Below are 17,917 nucleotides of genomic sequence, written 5' to 3' on the forward strand. Positions count from 1 at the left end.
TTATACCCTACTTAAATCTATTTTAGTATCAGAACAAATTGCAGAAAATAGCACATCAGTAGAGCTATTTAAAGCTGTTTCAACACTATCTTGAATAACTCCAATTATAAAGCCAACCCCAACTACTTGCATAGCAATATCATCATTTATCCCAAATAATGAACACGCTAAAGGAACAAGTAAAAGTGAGCCACCAGCAACCCCACTAGCTCCACAAGCAGCAAATGCAGCTAAAAAGCTAAGTAGTATAGCGTTTGTAAAAGTAATATTAAGTCCTAATGTATGAACTGCAGCAAGTGCTAAAACAGAAATAGTAACAGCAGCTCCAGCCATATTAATTGTAGCACCTAGTGGAATTGATACTCCATATAATTCTTTATCAACATTAATTTTTGAACATAGTGCCATATTTACAGGAATATTTGCAGCTGAACTTCTTGTAAAAAACGCATAAATTGCAGAGTGTTTTATACAAACCCAAACTAATGGATAAGGATTTTTCTTAGTAACTACAAATACTATTAATGGATTGATTATAAATGTTACAAATAGCATAGTCCCAACTAATACTAATAGTAATAAAACATAATCAGCTAAAGTTTCTACACCAGTTTTAGCAACACTTGTGCTTACTAGACCAAAAATACCAATAGGAGCTAGACGAACTATGAAAGCAACAATTTTAATAGTACCTTCATTAATATCTATAAATACTTTTTTTACTTCTTTTGAGCAAGTTTTAAGTGCAATTCCAGCAGCTATAGCCCAAGTTAAAATTCCAATATAATTTCCATTAGCTAATGCACTTACTGGATTTTCTATCATTTTAAATAATAAATCTTTAAATACCATAGCAACACTACTTGGCGGGGTTAAATCAATATTATTTGGTATTTCTAATATAAGTTTTGTAGGAAATAAAAAGCTAGCAACAACACCACAAACAGAAGCTAGGAAAGTTCCTATTAAATATAAAATTATTACTTGTTTTATTTTTTTAGTTCCATTTCCATATTCTCTAGTAGAGATTGCACTAAGAACTAAAATAAATACTAATATCGGAGCAATTGCTTTTAGAGCACCTATAAAAAAATCTCCTAATAAAGAAGTATAATCAGTAAAACTAGGAATACAAATTCCAACAAAAACACCTACAACAATACCAATCATAATTTTTATAATTAAATTAGTACTTTTATATCTTTTAATCATTGAACTTAAGACGCTCATAATATCTCCTTAAAAAGGCAAAAATATAGCAAATCTCTCTTACAAAACATTAACTATAAAGGCTAAAATTAGGCAAAATTTAATTATTAAAGGATAATAAATGTATTTATTTACAAGTGAAGTAGTAAGTGCAGGACACCCTGATAAATGTGCTGATATCATTGCTGATAGCATTGTTGATTTGCATATAAATTATGATAAAAATGCTCGCGTTGCTAGTGAGGTTTTTGTCGCTGGAAAGAATGTAATAATTGGTGGAGAGATTAAATCTAATTTAAAGGTTAGTGAAAGTGAATATGAAGAAGTAGTTAAAAACGCTTTAATTAAAATAGGTTATAAAGAAAATTCTCATTTTAGCAAGGCTGAATGCTTACACCCAAGTGATGTTAAAGTGCAAGTGTTATTAAACGAGCAAAGTAATGATATTAATCAAGGCGTTGATAAAAGTGATGGAGAAATGGGAGCGGGTGATCAAGGTATGATGTTTGGCTTTGCAAGTAGCGAAGCACCTGAATTTATGCCTGCTGCGATTTTTTATGCGAGAATGATTTGTAATAAAGTATATGAATATGCTCTAAATAATCCACACGAATTTGGAGTAGATATTAAAACTCAAGTTACAATTGATTATGAGAGCAAGGAAAATTATGAAAATTGTAAGCCTAAAAAAATCCATACAATAGTAGTTTCAGCTCCTAGCGTAAGTAGCCTAAGTCTTGATGAAGTTCGCTCAAAAATTATGAATTTAATTTGTAATTCAGGCTTACCAAAAGAGCTATTTAATAAAGATGATTGCATTATTTATATTAATCCAACAGGAAGGTATGTAAATCACTCAAGCCTTCACGATAGTGGCTTAACGGGAAGAAAATTAATAGTGGATAGTTTTGGTGGATATAGCCCAATAGGTGGTGGGGCACAAAGCTCAAAAGATTACACAAAAGTTGATAGAAGTGGGCTTTATGCAGCTAGATATGTAGCAAAAAATATAGTTGCAAGTGGCTTAGCTAAAAAATGTATAGTGCAAATTAGCTATGCAATAGGAATTGCAAAACCAATTAGCGTAAATGTTGATTGTATGGGGACAAATGCAAGTGTTGATGATAATATTTTAAGTGCATTTGTTGAAAGAAATTTCGCATTAACTCCTAGATGGATTAAAGAAAAATTTAGATTAGATGAGCCTAGTAAAGCTGGATTTTCTTATGCTGATGTTGCAACTTATGGGCAAGTTGGAGTTGCAAGTTATCCTTGGGAGCAGCTTGATAGCGTTGAATTATTTAAGAGTTTATTAAAATGAAAATAGGAATTATTGGACTTGGAGCCGTTGGTTCGGCTGCAAGTTTTATGCTAAGTAGTCAAAATATAGCAAACGAGCTTTATTTATACGATATTAAAGATGGCTTAGCAAATGCAAGTAAGATTGATTTAGAAGATAGTCTTGAAAATACCAATTCAAATTCTAAGATTTTTGCTGTTAGCAAGGTAGAAGAATTAGTAAAATGTGATCTTATTGTCTTAGCATATACAACTTGTATCGAGCCTGATAGAACGCTTGAACTTAAGGCTAATTATGAACCTTTAAAAGAAATTATTAATGCCTTAAAGGGCTTTAATGGTATATATTTAATAGCCACAAATCCAAATGATAGCATTGTTTATTACGCTCAAAAATTAAGCGGCTTAGATGCTTTTAAAGTAATTGGCACAGGCACAACGCTTGATAGTGCAAGGCTTAAGATTGAAATTGCTAATAAATTAGGAATTTCTTATAAAAATATAAATGCTTTTATGCTAGCAGAACATGGAGATACGCAGTTTTTTTATAAGAGCAATGCCTTTGTGGGCGGTAAAAATATTAATGAGTTTAACCTTAATTTAGATGAGATTGAAAACAGAGTTCGCTTTAAGGGTGGAGAGATTTTTAAAGTAAAAGGTAAAACAGAATTTGGAATAGGAAGTGTAATTGCAAGAATTATTAAAGCTATTAAAGATGATGAGAATTTAATCACACCTATTAGTTTTACTCAAGATAATTTAGCTTATTCAAGATTGGTTGTAGTAGGTAAGGGTGGTATTAAAAAAGTTCTTGAATTAGACTTAAATAAAGATGAAAAAGAAAAACTTGAAATCTCAAAAAATTATATTTTAAAGACTATTAATTCTATTAAATAATTAGTGAAGAGTTAAATCTCTTCATTGTTTATATATACATTAAAACTTTTTGGCTTGCTAATCTTTTTAATAGCTTCTTGCATAATGAAATTATTTGTATTTTTTGTTATATATAAAGTTTTATTTTTATAAGAAAAATCACAAATTTCGTTTTCTTTAGCCTTATTTAAAGCATTACAAAATGCTAGAATAAAATTAAGCCAAGATATAGTATTTTCATCTGGCAATAATTTTTTTAATTTTAAATTCTCATAATTTATTTTTTTGCCGTGTTGTTCTATTATAGTTGCTATTAGTGCTTTATCTTCGTGTTTTATACAAAAATTTAGACCACTTAAAACACAATAAGCACTATGTTTATGGTTTGAATAATAACTAAGCAATAAACCTGTTTCAATGAGTTTTGCTGCATATGTTAAGTGTTTTAGATATTTTTTATCAACATAATGAATTTCATTTAAAGTATTAAATAATCTTGTAACATTACTAACCAGTGAGCCTGATTTGTATTTAATTAGTCTATCTTCAAGACTTTTTAAGCTCGGATTAAAATTGGCTGGAAATCCTTTGTGGTGTTTAAATAAGTCTTTTAAAAATATTCCTTCTCTAACTCCAGCACCACTTGTAATTATTTGCTTGATTTTTAATTTTTTAATTATTTTATAAAAGACTAAAGCACCCATTTTAATGGTATCGTGTCTTTCTTTTTTAATTCCTAGCGAGCTAAGTTCTGAATTTTTGCAATTTATAATTTTTTCTATAAATTCACTTTCTTCATCTACTTGATAAGAAAAAGCATGAACCTGACTTAAAGGATAATTATTTTTTTCCATAATAGCATTACTAATAGCTCTTAATGAGCCACCTATTGTAATTAAGATAGAAGCTTTAAAATCATCAGGGATTTGCTCTAAATAATTATCTATATATTTTTCTAATTTATTAAATTTGTCTTTAAATAAGTCTTTTAATCTCACCGTCCCAAGGTCAAGCGAGAAAGTTTTAACTACTTTTGTATTTTCACACAAACACAATTCAGCACTACCACCACCAATATCTAAACAAATTGATTTTTCATCTAATTTAGGTAGTAAATTAATAGCTCCAAAACCACTTAAATATGCTTCTTCCATTCCACTTAAAGTTTTGATATTGAGTTTTAAATCTTTTTTTAATAGGTTAATTAAATCAGCTTTATTTTTTGCATCTCTTAGAGCTGATGTTCCTATGCAAAATATTTTATTACACTTAAAATTAAGCGCTTGAGTTTTAAAATATTTTATTATTTCGTAAGCTTTTTTGATTTGTTTTTCTACCAATACATTATCTTGTTCATAAGCACCTTGTGCCAAACGAAATTTAACTTTTTGTTCGTTTAATATATAAAAACCATATCTTGAAGTTTTTTCATATATTGCCATTCTAATTCCGTTTGAACCTAAATCAATAATTGCAGTTTTTTTTGCCATATTTCTTCTCTTAATTTTTTTTGATTTTCATAGAAAAAATAGCCCTTGTTCCTTGCATATCTTTTCTATTTTCTAATGATACTTCAGCTTTTAGTGCGGTTGCAGCTGATTTTGATAAATAAAGTCCTAATCCAACGCCTTCTTTATCTCCAAATCTTTTAAATGGTGCAAAATAATCTTTATCTTCACTAATTCCACAACCCATATCATCTACATATAGATAAAAAGTCATATTATTGATGAAAGTTGTAATTGTTATTGTTGTATTTGGTTGAGAAAATTTAAATGCGTTTTGAATAAAATTTTGTAAAATTTGTGAGAATAAGGTTTTTTGTATTTTTATCTTTAATTCATTTGGATTTAGATTAAGTTCTATTTTTTGTCCTGTTTTTGAGCCTAATAGGCTGAAATTTTTGCTTTCTTGTCTAATAAAATCAATTAGGTCTATTTCATTTGGTTCTTCAAATTGCGCACCTTCTAATCTGCCAATTTTAAGAATTTCATTTATAATTTTATTGATATTATCTATGCTATCATTAGAGTTTTTAATGGTTTGAATATAATATTCACTATCTCTTGATTTAATTAGCGTTACATCGTTTTTAGCTTTTATAACTGCTAAAGGAGTTTTTAATTCGTGAGCAATTCCTATAAATAGTTCTTTTTGAGACATATTATAGTTTTGAATTCTAGTAATTAAGTGATTAATACTACTTATGATTTCTTTAAACTCTAATGGATAGTTTTTATAATCTAATCTATTTGTAAAGTTATCATCAAACCTGCTAACTTTAACGCTTAATTCTTTTAGGTGCATTGATAATATTCTTGATAAGAATAATGAATAAAAAATAATCAAACTAATAGCAATGATAATTATTAAAAATAAAGATATAAAAATAGTATCAAGAATTTTAATTGATTGACTTATATCTTTTTTCAATATTATATAATCCCCAAATTCATTGTAAGGATATGTTAAAATCAAGACTTTTTTATCATTTTCATTGATTATTTGAAAGTTTGGTTTCATAGTTTTTTTATCTAAATGAATTATTTTATAGTCTTTAAAAATAATAAAGTTTGAACTATTATTCACTTCAATAATACTAATAGCATTTTTGATTAAATTATCAAATTCATTTTGCATTATATTAATTTTTAGAATTTGATACGACAGAACTGAAAAAATAACAACTAGCACCGTAATAGTAGATGCTAGTTGCAAGAAAAATTTATTTCTTATGCTTTTTTGGGAAAGCAAAATCTATAGCCTCTTCTTCTTATTGTTTCAATAGTTGAGATACCTAAAGGCTTATCCATTTTTTGCCTAATTTGATTGATTGCAACTTCAATTACATTAGGAGTTACAAGTTCAGGTTCTTCCCAAATTGCATCTAATAATTGTTCTTTTGATACTATTTGATCAGAGTGTCTTGCAAGATGGGTTAATACTTCAAAAGGTTTACCTTTTAATTCAATTTCTTTACCTTTATAAGTAATTTTTTCTTCATCTGGGTCTATTTCTAAATTATCAATTTTAATTGTATTTGACCCACCAAATCTAAGTCTTGCTTCAATTCTAGCTAATAATACATTAAAATCAAAAGGTTTTTTAATGTAATCATCAGCACCTGCTTTTAAAGCGCTTATTTCACTTTCTTTATCATCTTTTGCAGATAAAATTATGATTGAAGTTCTTGAAGATTTATGTTTTACAACATGTATTAAGTCAGTGCCATCACCATCAGGAAGCATCCAATCTGTCAATACTAAATCGTAGTTTCTAATACCGATATAATATTCAGCATCTTTACAATTTTCGCACGCATCTATTTGATAGCCATATTCAGTTAAACCTTCGGCTAGTGTCTTGTTTAAAGATATTTCATCTTCCACTACTAAAATACGCATTTTTTTTCCTTAAAGTAAAATTAAGGTTATGCTAACACAATTTAAGCAAATATTCAAGTTTTTTTAAAGTTATTTTAATATTTTTTTTTGTATTTAGCACTAAGTTTTGTATTTTTCATAATCTCTAATTTAATAATCTCAATTTTTATTTTTTTTAGTTGTGGAAATTTGATTTTTATTTTTTTTGCTAGTTTTTTATTAGCTTTTTCTAAGGTAAAGAATTTTTTTGATTTTAAATATTTTTTTGATAATTTAGTTACTTTAGCATAGTCTAAAAAACTATCAGCTTTTGCATTTATTTTTAGGCTTATTGTTTGCTTTTCTAATCTTTCAAATTCCAATAAGCCTATTATACATTTAAATTTTGTTTTTATTTTTATATGACTTTGCATTCGTCTTTAAAAATCAATCTAATAATATTTGGTATATGTTTATAGAACACAAAAAATAATATTAAATATATTGGTGCGTGAGAATTAATACTAATATTAGGGTATAAAAATTCTGCACTAATTACTCCAATACTAAATCCTATTAATGATGCTAAGCTAGATATTTTAAATACTTTTCCGATTATTAGCCAAAAAATAAGACCTATAATTACAGAATAAGGAACTAATAGTATTAAAGCTCCAGCCCCACTAGCTACGCCTTTACCGCCATTAAAGCTTAAAAATATGCTATAGCAATGTCCTATAACACTAAGAACTGCCATAGCCCAAATTGTTGCTTCATTTATATCTAAAAACATAGCAATACAAATTGGAAGCATAGCTTTTAAAAAATCACTTAACATAGTAGCTATTGCTAATTTTTTAGCCAATTTTGGATTAACTTGTTTTACAACTCTTAATACATTTGTAGCTCCTATGCTTTTTGAACCTTGAGATTTAATATCAACATTCGCAAATTTTTTAGCATATATTAATCCAAAAGGAATTGAGCCTATTAAATAGGCTATTAGCATACAAATTAAATTATTATTTGTAAACAAGTCAATTATGAATGTAATAAAATTCATATCTTAATCTCTTTTGTATAGGCTTAATTGATTTTTAAGCTCTACTAAAGTTTCTTCTACTCTTCTGCTTGCAAATTCTTGGATTTTTTTAGCATCTTCTTGGTCTGGTAAAATCTCTAAACAATATCTGTAAGCATTTTGATACACAATTAAAACAACTAATTTAAATTTTAAATTAAACTCAACTGCTTCATTTGAATGAGGCATATGTAAACAAATATAAGATGATAAAATATCACCTCTTTTAAATCCTACATCTTCATTAGAAACAACACCAATTCCACCTTCTGAAATATCAAATAATTTTCCATTAGCAACCCTTCCATCTTCATGAGTTAGTGCTATTTTAGTAAATTCATTAGGATGCACTCTAGGATATGCTCTTTTTAATGCGTGCATATATGGTTGGCTTTCAAAATTATTTAAAGTTACCGTGCAATTTACAATATTAACAGATAAAATATTTGCTTTAATATTTTTTTGCAAATATTGATTTTGAACTATATAAGCACAATCTTCTTCTTTCATAGCTAAAATTTGCATTAAATCAACTTTTACAACTATACTCGCATCTTCAACTTGTAAAATTTCTCCGTAAGTTCTAACAGGAACACCATTATAAAGATTTAAAAATTCTAATTTTTCTCCTACAGAATACATTTTTTTAAATGTATCTATAAAATTCTCGTGTATAAAAAATCCACCAGAACTACTTGCCGAAAATACATTAATTGAACTTTGTGCAGTCGTAGAATCGTGACAAATTGTGCAAAAAATTGAACCATATCTTTCTAATGCAAAGGCGAGATTAACAACTAATTTATTGTTTAATCCATTATTCATAATATGCTTAGAAAAATCTATATAAGTTTTTAATAAAAATTCAAAAAAGCAAGCTCTGTCAAAGTCTTTTGTCTTGGCTAATTCCTTACCTCTTTCTATACTAAAATCTTTTGTTAGTAACATAGAAAATAATTCTTCGTAAGCATCTTCACAATTTTTTGATAAAATTTTGCCTTCGCTTCTATAATAAGCTTGTATGTTATTAATAAATTTGTGTGTATATTTTTCAAAATAATTAATACTAGAATTAACTAGTTCGTCTCTTCCTTCAAAACTCATGTTTTTGTTTCCTTTTAAACTAAAAATAGCATTAGTGTAGCAAAAAAAATAAATTTTTAAATAAAAATTAATGATTTTTTGATAGTATTCGCTTTTTACAACTCATTTAAGCTTATTTAAATCTTTAAATTTCTAATATTTAAAGTGCTTGATGGGACTTACTAAATTACAAAGGATGAATTATGTATGCTATTTTTAAACATAGCGGTAAGCAGTACAAAGTAAGTGTTGGCGACGAATTAAAGTTAGATCGCTTTGAAGCAGAGAAAAAGTCTATCGTAGAAGTTACAGATGTTTTAGCTGTTAACGATAAAGAATTAAAAATCGGTACCCCTTTTGTTAGTGGAGCGAAAGTTGTTCTTGAAGTTATCAACGAAGGAAAAGATAAAAAAGTTGTAATTTTTAAGAAAAGAAGAAGAAAAGACTCTAAATTAAAAAGAGGTTTTAGAAGACAATTTACTCGCGTAGTAGTAAAAGAAATTAAAGCGTAAGGAGAAATACAATGGCACACAAGAAAGGTCAAGGTTCAACTCAAAATAATAGAGATTCTATAGGTAGACGTTTAGGTGTTAAAAAATTTGGTGGAGAATTTGTAAGAGCTGGAAATATTATTATTCGCCAAAGAGGAACAGCAACTCACGCAGGAGCAAATGTTGGTATGGGAAGAGATCATACTATTTTTGCTTTAGTTGATGGTTTTGTTAAATTTGAAAGAAAAGACAAAAACCGCAAAAAAGTTTCTGTATATCCTGCAGTATAATTTAAATTAAAAGGAGCTTAGGTAATGTTTGTTGATAGTATAAAAATTAGGCTGAGCTCTGGTAACGGCGGAGCGGGTGCTAGCTCATTTCGCCGTGAAAAACATGTACCACTAGGTGGTCCTGATGGCGGCGATGGCGGTCGTGGTGGCGATGTAGTGGTTATTTGTGATAATAATCTTCATACTTTAGCACATTTTAAAGGCAAAACACATTTAAAGGCTAGTAATGGTGATTGTGGATTACCTAGAAATAAAAGTGGTAAAAAAGGTGAGAATTTAGAAATAAAGGTTCCAATAGGTACTCAAATTATTGATATTAATACCAATGAAATCTTACATGACTTTACGAGTTTAGGAGAGCAAATAGTCTTACTAAATGGTGGTTTAGGTGGCCTTGGAAATAGACACTTTAAAAGTTCTGTTAATCAAAGACCTACATACGCTCAACCTGGCAAAAAAGGAGAAAGTCTAGAAGTAAGACTTGAATTAAAATTAATTGCTGATGTTGGATTAGTTGGATATCCTAATGTTGGAAAATCTACTTTAATTAGTATAGTAAGTAATGCTAAGCCAGAAATTGCTGATTATGAATTTACAACTCTTACTCCAAAATTAGGTGTTGTAGATATTAATGATTACTCGTTTGTAATGGCTGATATACCAGGAATTATAGAAGGTGCTAGCGAAGGAAAAGGTTTAGGATATGAGTTCTTAAAACACATATCAAGATCAAAATGCTTATTATTTATGCTAGATAGTTTTAAAGAAATGAGCGTTAAAGAACAATTTATCAACTTATATAAAGAACTTGAAGCTTATGGCTTGAATGATTTTAAATTTGCAGTTGCAATCACAAGATGTGATGTGGCTAAAGAGAATTTAATTCAAGAATTAGAACTTTTAAATGAGTATTTAAAAAGATATGATAATTTAGTTTTTGTTACAAAAATATCTTCAGTTACTAATGATGGTATTAAAGAGTTAAAATTATCTTTATCAAAAATGTTATTTGAATAACATATCTTAATTTTTAGGTATATCATGAAAAAAAATATAGTATTTATGGGCACGCCCGAATTTTCGGCATTTATTTTAGAAGAGCTTAGTAAATTTCATAATGTAAGTCTAGTTTTAACCCAAATAGATAAAGAAGTTGGAAGAAAAAAAATATTAACTCCAAGTCCGGTAAAAGAGATTGCGTTAAAACTAAACTTAGAATTAGCACAACCAAAAAGCTTAAGAAATAATGAAGAGATTAGAAATTTAATTAACAATAAAAAACCAGATTTTATAATAGTTGCAGCTTATGGAAAAATACTGCCAAAAGAGATTTTAGACATAGCACCTTGTATTAATACTCATGCTAGTTTACTTCCTTATTATAGAGGAGCTTCACCTATACAAAGTGCTATTTTAAATGGTGATATTATAAGTGGAGTTACACTTATGAATATGGATATAGGTCTTGATACTGGAGATATTTTATATCAACAAGAATTAAATATTAAGGATTTAAATTCTCCACAAGTATTTGACAAAATGTCTAAATTATCAGCAAAAATGCTTTTGGAATTTTTAGAAAATCCAAATTATTTTCAACCTGTTAAGCAAGATGATTCAAAGGTAACTCATACAAAAATTATCAAAAAACAAGATGGTTTAATTGAGCTAAATAATGCTAAAGAAATCTACCAAAAATATTTAGCATTTTATGATTGGCCTAATATATTTTTAGAAAATGGTTTAAAGCTAAATGAACTTGAATTGAATGAATGTGAAAGTGATAATAAAGAAGGGCTTATAAAAGAAATAGGTAAAAATTATTTAATTTTAACTTGTAAAAAAGGCAGCTTAAAAGTTTATAAATTGCAAGATGCAGGTAAAAAGTCTTTAGATGCTAATGTATATTTAAATGGTAAAAGGTTAAAGCAAGGAGATAGCATTGTATAATCTAGCTTTTTGTAATTGTATAAGTTCAACTCAAGTTGAGCTTATAAATGCTATTAGAAATGGTTTTAAAGAACACGCATTTGCATTGGCTACGCTTAAACAAACTAACGGAATTGGCTCTTGTAATAGAAATTGGATTAGCGATAATACCGATTCACTTGGCAATATAAATTCTAAGATTCATAATCAGTATTTTAAAGATATAGATTTTATATTTTTTGATGAATATAATAAATTTAATTTAGATATAAAAAATAATTTATATTTATCTTTTTTTAATGATAATTTACCAGATGATTTACCTATTCAATCAGCTAGTATATATTATTCTATGATAATGAAAATAGTCTTAAAAGAATTTGGTTCAAAAGTTTTTATCAAATGGCCTAATGATTTTTATTTAGATAATAAAAAAATTGGAGGGCTAATTACTGCAAAAATAAAAAATAAATTAGTTTGCGGTATTGGTGTAAACATAACTACAGCACCAGTAGATGCTAATATTTTAGATATAGATATTTCATATTCAACATTACTTAAAACTTTTTTTGATAGAATAAATCTTAATATTTCTTGGAAAGAAATTTTTGATTATTATAAGAGTGATTTTGAATTAAGTAGATCGTTTTATTTTAAAAATGATGATAATACTTATTCATTAAATGATGTAAAATTATATGAAGATGGTTCTATTTTAGTAGATAACAAAAGGATATATAGTTTAAGATGAGTGAAATTATAACAATAGCTAATCAAAAGGGTGGGGTAGGTAAAACAACAACGGCAGTGAATTTAGCAGCTTCTCTTGCGGTAGCTGAAAAAAGTGTTTTACTAATAGATATGGATCCACAAGGTAATGCTACCACAGGTTACGGATTTAAAAGAAGTGATTTTGAATTTAATATATATCATGTATTAAGTGGTAAAAAAACATTAGATGAGATTATTTTAAAGACAAGTTTGAATAAACTAGACCTTGCTCCATCAAATATTGTTCTTACTAATTTTGAGCAAGAATTAGGAACAGGTGTAAATAATAAACAAATTTTAAGAAAAGCTTTAAAAGATGTTGTAAATAGATATGATTATATAATAATAGATTCGCCACCTGCATTAGGAAATATCACAATTAATGCACTTGCAGCAAGCACTGATGTAATAATCCCGATTCAATGTGAATATTTAGCATTAGAAGGTTTGGCACATATTTTAAGGACAATTCATAATATAAGAGAAGCAATAAATCCGAAGTTAAGAATAAGGGGAATTTTACCTACTATGTATAGCCCACAGAATAATCTTTCAAAGGATACGGTTGCCGAACTTAAAAAGCATTTAAGTGGTAAGTTATTTAGAAAAGATGGAGAGATAGTAATAATTCCAAGAAATGTAAAACTAGCAGAAAGTCCAAGTTTTGGAAAACCTATAATATTGTATGATATAAAATCTCCAGGTTGTGTTGCTTATCAAAGCTTAGCACATTCTTTAATAGGATAGAAAATGGCAAAAAAATCTTTAGGTTCAGATTTTAGTAGTATTTTAGATGATATATCTTTAGCTTATGATGATGAGTTAAGTGGAGTTTTTAGAAGTGATTTAGATACTATAAGAGATATTAGTATAGATGATATAACTCCAAATCCATATCAGCCAAGAAAAAGTTTTAATGAAGATAGTATAAATGAACTTGCTAATTCCATTAAAAATCACGGATTATTACAACCAATTGTTGTAATAGATGCTGATGAGCTTTGTGAAAAGGCAATGGAAAATGGAGAAAATTTAGAAAAAGTAACTAAATATTTTTTAATTGCTGGCGAGAGAAGATTAAGGGCTATTAAAGCTTTAGGTGAAACAAAAATTAAAGCAATTATTGCAAATATAGATTCAAGTAAAACAAGAGAATTAGCTTTACTTGAAAATATTCAAAGAGAAGATTTAAATCCTATTGAACTTGCTTTAGCTTATAAAGAGTTAATGAGAGTTAGAAAAATTACTCAAGAAGAATTAGCGCATAGTATTCAAAAAAGTAGAGCAAATATAGCAAATACTTTAAGATTACTTACTCTTAGTGAAGATACTCAAAAATTAATTATTGATGGCAAATTAAGTGCAGGTCATGCTAAAGTAATAGCAGGTCAAAAAGAAGATGAAAAGATTTTAGTAAATACAATTATTGGTCAAAAATTAAATGTTAGAGATTGTGAAAAACTAGCAAATAAACTCAAGGGTAAAAATACAAATAACATAATTGATGATAGTTTGTTAAAAAAATTAAAAGAATTTAAAATAGATTTTAAAATACAAAATGGCAAACTTATATTTAATTTAAATCAAGAAAATACTAAAAATTTTGTTGAAAATGCTATAAAAAACTTATAATTTAAATATTATTTGATTTTTTTATGTTAATATAAAGTTTTATCAAAATAAGGAGAATGTATGTTTGATGACTTAGATCTTAAAATGATGTTATTAACAGCTATGTTGTTTTTAATATTGCTTTGGATTTTAGATTACATCTTATACAAACCATTGCTAACCTTTATGAAAAATAGAGATGATGGTATAAAAGAAGATGAAGCTAGAATTCAGCAAAATAACACAGACGCTAGTAATAATGAAACATTAATTGCTAAGATTTATGCTGATGCAAGAGCTAAAGCTCAAGCCATCAAAAGCGAGCAAGTTGCCGTAGCAAAAGAGCAAGCAAGCAAAGCTATAGCAGAAAAAAAGGCTAGTCTTGATTTAGACTATCAGAAATTTTTAACTGAACTTGAAGCAAAAAAAATTCAGTTTAAAAATGAGTTGAAAGCTGATTTGTTTCAGTGTGAAAATGCTTTAAGAGCAAGTATAGAAAAAATTTAAGGTTGCTTTATGAACAGATTAATATGGATTTTATTACCTACTTATTTGTTAGCTAGTGATACAGATATTTTCTATAGAACTATAAATTTTGTAATTTTTGCTGTTATGATGTATTTATTACTTGCTAAAACAATTAAAAAGATATATTGTGATAGAATTGATAATATTAAAAATAGATTAGTATCAATAGAAAAAAGCTTAGATGAGGCTAAAAAAAATAAAGAAGAAGCAATTAAAAAAATAGAGATAGCTAATAACGAGGCTGATAAGCTAATAGAATTAGCTAAAGAACAAGCTATAAAATTAAATGAAAATATTTTAAAAGATGCTAATAATGAGATAGAAAATATGAAAAAATCTTATGAAGAGCAAAAAATATTTGAAGAGAAAAAGGCTAAAGAAGAAGTTGTCAATGAACTTATAGAAGAGCTTTTAAATACTAATGTTAATTTAAAACAATCTGATTTGTTAGATATTGTTTCAAGGAAAGTTAGCTAATGGAAAAGTATGTAAATATAATAATGCAAAGAAAAGATAGGGAAGAATTTATATCTTGTTTTGAGATTTTAAAAGAAGCCTTTAAAGATAAAAAAACATTAGTGATAATAAATGCAGTTGGCATTAGCTTAGATAAAAAGATAGAGTTTTTAGTGAGTTTATCTAATACAAACAAAAAAGAAATTATTAATTTTTTAAAGGTATTAGGAGTAAATAATAAACTTGATAAAGTTCCAGTTGTTTATGATGGATTAGTTAAAAAATTAGCTTTAGAAAATAATATTTATTATGCTGATATTTATTCTAAAGAAAAAATTAGTGATAATGATATATTAAAGCACGAAAAAGAATTATCAAATTATTTTAAAAAAGAAATAAAACTAAAAAATATAATTCATGATAAAAATGAAATAAAGATTTATATTGAAGACTTAGGATATGAAATAATAGTATCAGAAACTTCATTAAAAGATAAAATCAAACAGCATATAATGAAAGCAATTTAAGAGGAGTAACAGTGAGTTTTAACGCAAATGAAATTAGCTCAATTATTAAAGAAAGAATTGAGAATTTTAATTTAAATTTAGAAATTGAAGAAACTGGTAAAGTTATTTCAATAGCTGATGGTGTTGCTAATGTTTTTGGATTAAAAAATGTTATGGCAGGAGAAATGGTTGAATTTGAAAATGGCGAAAAAGGTATGGCATTAAACCTTGAAGAAAATAGTGTTGGTGTTGTAGTTTTAGGAAGTTTTTCAAATATTAAAGAAGGTAGCTCTGTTAAAAGATTAAAACAATTATTAAAAGTTCCAGTTGGTGAAGAATTAATTGGTCGTGTTGTTAATGCTTTAGGAGAGCCAATCGACGCAAAAGGTGTTATAAATACTACAAAAACTGCATTTGTTGAAGAAAAAGCTAAAGGTATTATGGCTAGAAAAAGCGTTCATGAACCATTACAAACAGGTATTAAAGCAATTGATGCCCTTGTTCCAATTGGTCGCGGTCAAAGAGAGTTGATTATTGGAGATAGACAAACAGGTAAAACAACCGTAGCAGTAGATACTATAATTAATCAAAAAGGTCAAAATGTTGTATGTATTTATGTAGCTATTGGACAAAAACAAAGCACTGTTGCGCAAGTTGTTAAAAAACTTGAAGAACATGGGGCTATGGATTATACAATAGTAGTAAGTGCAACTGCGAGTGATTCAGCGGCTCTTCAATACCTTGCTCCTTATACAGGCGTTACAATGGGTGAGTATTTTAGAGACAATAGCAAACATGCTTTAATAGTATATGATGATTTAAGTAAGCACGCAGTAGCTTATCGTGAAATGAGCTTGATTTTACGCCGTCCTCCAGGTCGTGAAGCTTATCCAGGCGATGTATTCTATCTACATTCAAGATTATTAGAAAGAGCTTCAAAATTAAGTGATGCTTTAGGTGCAGGTTCGTTAACAGCTTTACCTATTATTGAAACTCAAGCAGGAGATGTTTCAGCATATATTCCAACTAATGTTATTTCAATTACAGATGGACAAATATTCTTAGAAACAGATTTATTTAACTCAGGTATTCGTCCTGCTATTAACGTAGGTTTATCAGTATCTAGGGTAGGTGGTTCTGCTCAAATTAAAGCTACAAAACAAGTATCAGGAACATTAAGATTAGACCTTGCGCAATATCGTGAATTACAAGCATTTGCACAATTTGCAAGTGATTTAGATGAGAGTTCAAGAAAACAATTAGAGCGTGGTCAAAGAATGGTTGAAGTATTAAAACAACCTCCATATAGCCCATTAGCTATTGAAAAGCAAATAGTTCTAATTTATGCAGGTACTAGAGGATTTTTAGATGATATTGCTGTAGATAAGATTACTAAATTTGAAAATGATTTATATGCTTATATTGAAACAAAGTCTCCTGAGATTTTTGAGCAAATTAGAGTTAAAAAAGCTTTAGATAGTGATTTAGAAGATAAAATTAAAAATTTATTAAATGAGTTTAAAGCAACACAAGCGTAGGTTTTGTAATGGCGAATTTAAAAGAGATAAAAAGAAAAATAAAGAGCGTTCATAATACTCAAAAGACTACTAATGCTATGAAATTAGTTTCTACTGCTAAATTAAAAAAAGCAGAAGAGCTTGCTAAGAAGTCTAAAGTATATGCAAGTAAATTGCAAGAGGTTATGCAAGAAATTTCATTTAAGCTAAATCAATTTGATATGGCTAAAGATAGTAGATTTTTTGGTAAGCATGAGATTAAGATTGTGGATGTTGTATTTATTACTTCGGACAAAGGTTTGTGCGGTGGTTTTAATATCAAAACTTTAAAAGAAGTTAGTAAAATTATTAAAGAAAATAAAGAAAAAGGTATTAAAACTAGATTAAGAGCTATAGGAAAAGTTGGTATTGAGTTTTTTAATTTTCAAAAAATTGAAATACTAGATAAATATACAGGCGTTAGTTCTTCACCTGATTATGAAAAAGCTAGAGAAATTATTAATTTAGCTATTAGTGATTATGAAAAAGCATTAACTGATAAGATAATATTAGTTCATAATGGCTATAAAAATATGATTTCTCAAGAATTATCAGTGTGTAATTTATTACCTGTAGATTCAAGTAATTCTGAAATTACTAATTCAAATTCTTTATTAGAAATTGAACCTGAAGAAAAGGAAGTTTTAGAAGAATTATTAAAAAGATATATAGAATATAGTATGTTTTATTCATTGATAGATAGTTTAGCAGCTGAACATAGTGCTAGAATGCAAGCAATGGATAACGCAACTAATAATGCTAAAGCAAGGGTTAAAGAACTTAATTTAGCTTATAATAAAGCAAGACAAGAAAGCATAACTACTGAATTAATTGAAATTATCAGTGGTGTTGAATCAATGAAAGAATAG

Annotated in this window: 21 protein-coding genes; 14 read left to right on the forward strand and 7 right to left on the reverse strand. The window is 27.6% G+C overall.

The features are described 5' to 3' along the window. On the reverse strand, positions 1-1,230 hold the full coding sequence (gene sstT / locus AVBRAN9333_RS04325; protein ID WP_214149693.1) for a serine/threonine transporter SstT: 1,230 nt from the start codon (positions 1,228-1,230) through the stop codon (positions 1-3). 100 nt (positions 1,231-1,330) lie between these two features. Here sstT and metK point away from each other — a divergent pair, with 100 nt between their 5' ends. Both metK and AVBRAN9333_RS04335 read left to right on the forward strand, forming a co-directional pair. Beyond that, positions 1,331-2,530 (forward strand): methionine adenosyltransferase, encoded by a 1,200-nt coding sequence (gene metK / locus AVBRAN9333_RS04330; RefSeq protein WP_214117391.1) that lies wholly within the window; start codon positions 1,331-1,333, stop codon positions 2,528-2,530. Then, the gene (locus tag AVBRAN9333_RS04335; RefSeq protein ID WP_214149694.1) at positions 2,527-3,405 is read left to right on the forward strand and encodes a lactate/malate family dehydrogenase; all 879 of its coding nucleotides are present in this window, start codon (positions 2,527-2,529) and stop codon (positions 3,403-3,405) included. The genes metK and AVBRAN9333_RS04335 overlap by 4 nt, the downstream gene beginning before the upstream one ends. Before the next feature lie 11 nt (positions 3,406-3,416). Here AVBRAN9333_RS04335 and AVBRAN9333_RS04340 read toward each other — a convergent pair whose 3' ends face one another. The 6 genes from AVBRAN9333_RS04340 to AVBRAN9333_RS04365 all read right to left on the reverse strand — a co-directional run bounded on the left by AVBRAN9333_RS04340 (position 3,417) and on the right by AVBRAN9333_RS04365 (position 8,931). After that, positions 3,417-4,874: a Ppx/GppA phosphatase family protein gene (locus tag AVBRAN9333_RS04340; RefSeq protein ID WP_214149695.1), complete on the reverse strand. Its 1,458-nt coding sequence runs from the start codon at positions 4,872-4,874 to the stop codon at positions 3,417-3,419. 10 nt (positions 4,875-4,884) lie between these two features. Next, the gene (locus AVBRAN9333_RS04345) at positions 4,885-6,102 is read right to left on the reverse strand and encodes a sensor histidine kinase (protein WP_336609498.1); all 1,218 of its coding nucleotides are present in this window, start codon (positions 6,100-6,102) and stop codon (positions 4,885-4,887) included. Positions 6,103-6,116: 14 nt separating this feature from the next. Beyond that, a complete protein-coding gene (hsrA, locus tag AVBRAN9333_RS04350) occupies positions 6,117-6,788 on the reverse strand; it encodes a response regulator transcription factor (RefSeq protein WP_214117387.1) in 672 nt (223 codons plus the stop codon). 74 nt (positions 6,789-6,862) lie between these two features. Beyond that, positions 6,863-7,180: a dihydroneopterin aldolase gene (locus AVBRAN9333_RS04355; protein ID WP_214117386.1), complete on the reverse strand. Its 318-nt coding sequence runs from the start codon at positions 7,178-7,180 to the stop codon at positions 6,863-6,865. Continuing rightward, on the reverse strand, positions 7,165-7,809 hold the full coding sequence (plsY, locus tag AVBRAN9333_RS04360; protein ID WP_214117385.1) for a glycerol-3-phosphate 1-O-acyltransferase PlsY: 645 nt from the start codon (positions 7,807-7,809) through the stop codon (positions 7,165-7,167). Before plsY ends, AVBRAN9333_RS04355 begins: the two co-directional genes overlap by 16 nt. Before the next feature lie 3 nt (positions 7,810-7,812). Continuing rightward, complete coding sequence (locus AVBRAN9333_RS04365) at positions 7,813-8,931, reverse strand: PilZ domain-containing protein (RefSeq protein ID WP_214120243.1); 1,119 nt, start codon at positions 8,929-8,931, stop codon at positions 7,813-7,815. 182 nt (positions 8,932-9,113) lie between these two features. Between AVBRAN9333_RS04365 and rplU the strand changes: the two genes are divergently transcribed. Genes rplU through atpG form a run of 12 tightly spaced genes read left to right on the forward strand, consistent with a single transcriptional unit; the run spans position 9,114 to position 17,917 of the window. Further along, positions 9,114-9,422, forward strand: a complete 309-nt coding sequence (rplU, locus tag AVBRAN9333_RS04370; protein WP_214117383.1) for a 50S ribosomal protein L21 — start codon at positions 9,114-9,116, stop codon at positions 9,420-9,422. A gap of 11 nt (positions 9,423-9,433) precedes the next feature. Continuing rightward, positions 9,434-9,691, forward strand: a complete 258-nt coding sequence (rpmA, locus tag AVBRAN9333_RS04375; RefSeq protein WP_214117382.1) for a 50S ribosomal protein L27 — start codon at positions 9,434-9,436, stop codon at positions 9,689-9,691. 24 nt (positions 9,692-9,715) lie between these two features. Beyond that, on the forward strand, positions 9,716-10,708 hold the full coding sequence (gene obgE, locus AVBRAN9333_RS04380; RefSeq protein WP_239802999.1) for a GTPase ObgE: 993 nt from the start codon (positions 9,716-9,718) through the stop codon (positions 10,706-10,708). Between the two features lie 24 nt (positions 10,709-10,732). Further along, positions 10,733-11,641 carry a methionyl-tRNA formyltransferase gene (gene fmt, locus AVBRAN9333_RS04385; RefSeq protein WP_336609499.1) on the forward strand — a complete coding sequence of 303 codons (909 nt, stop codon included), beginning with the start codon at positions 10,733-10,735 and terminating at the stop codon, positions 11,639-11,641. Further along, complete coding sequence (locus AVBRAN9333_RS04390; protein ID WP_336609500.1) at positions 11,634-12,371, forward strand: biotin--[acetyl-CoA-carboxylase] ligase; 738 nt, start codon at positions 11,634-11,636, stop codon at positions 12,369-12,371. Before fmt ends, AVBRAN9333_RS04390 begins: the two co-directional genes overlap by 8 nt. Then, positions 12,368-13,138 carry a ParA family protein gene (locus tag AVBRAN9333_RS04395; protein WP_214117378.1) on the forward strand — a complete coding sequence of 257 codons (771 nt, stop codon included), beginning with the start codon at positions 12,368-12,370 and terminating at the stop codon, positions 13,136-13,138. The genes AVBRAN9333_RS04390 and AVBRAN9333_RS04395 overlap by 4 nt, the downstream gene beginning before the upstream one ends. A gap of 3 nt (positions 13,139-13,141) precedes the next feature. Continuing rightward, positions 13,142-14,023, forward strand: a complete 882-nt coding sequence (locus tag AVBRAN9333_RS04400; protein ID WP_214117377.1) for a ParB/RepB/Spo0J family partition protein — start codon at positions 13,142-13,144, stop codon at positions 14,021-14,023. Between the two features lie 60 nt (positions 14,024-14,083). Next, the gene (locus tag AVBRAN9333_RS04405) at positions 14,084-14,509 is read left to right on the forward strand and encodes a F0F1 ATP synthase subunit B family protein (RefSeq protein ID WP_214117376.1); all 426 of its coding nucleotides are present in this window, start codon (positions 14,084-14,086) and stop codon (positions 14,507-14,509) included. Positions 14,510-14,518: 9 nt separating this feature from the next. Next, positions 14,519-15,007, forward strand: coding sequence for a F0F1 ATP synthase subunit B family protein (locus tag AVBRAN9333_RS04410; RefSeq protein ID WP_214117375.1), 489 nt, complete (start codon positions 14,519-14,521; stop codon positions 15,005-15,007). Next, a complete protein-coding gene (locus tag AVBRAN9333_RS04415; protein WP_214117374.1) occupies positions 15,007-15,513 on the forward strand; it encodes a F0F1 ATP synthase subunit delta in 507 nt (168 codons plus the stop codon). Before AVBRAN9333_RS04410 ends, AVBRAN9333_RS04415 begins: the two co-directional genes overlap by 1 nt. An 11-nt stretch (positions 15,514-15,524) precedes the next feature. Then, a complete protein-coding gene (atpA, locus tag AVBRAN9333_RS04420) occupies positions 15,525-17,030 on the forward strand; it encodes a F0F1 ATP synthase subunit alpha (protein ID WP_214117373.1) in 1,506 nt (501 codons plus the stop codon). An 8-nt stretch (positions 17,031-17,038) separates the two neighbouring features. Next, complete coding sequence (gene atpG, locus AVBRAN9333_RS04425) at positions 17,039-17,917, forward strand: ATP synthase F1 subunit gamma (protein ID WP_214117372.1); 879 nt, start codon at positions 17,039-17,041, stop codon at positions 17,915-17,917.

This window comes from Campylobacter sp. RM9333 (assembly GCF_020137705.1).
In the GTDB taxonomy this organism is placed as follows: Bacteria; Campylobacterota; Campylobacteria; order Campylobacterales; family Campylobacteraceae; genus Campylobacter_E.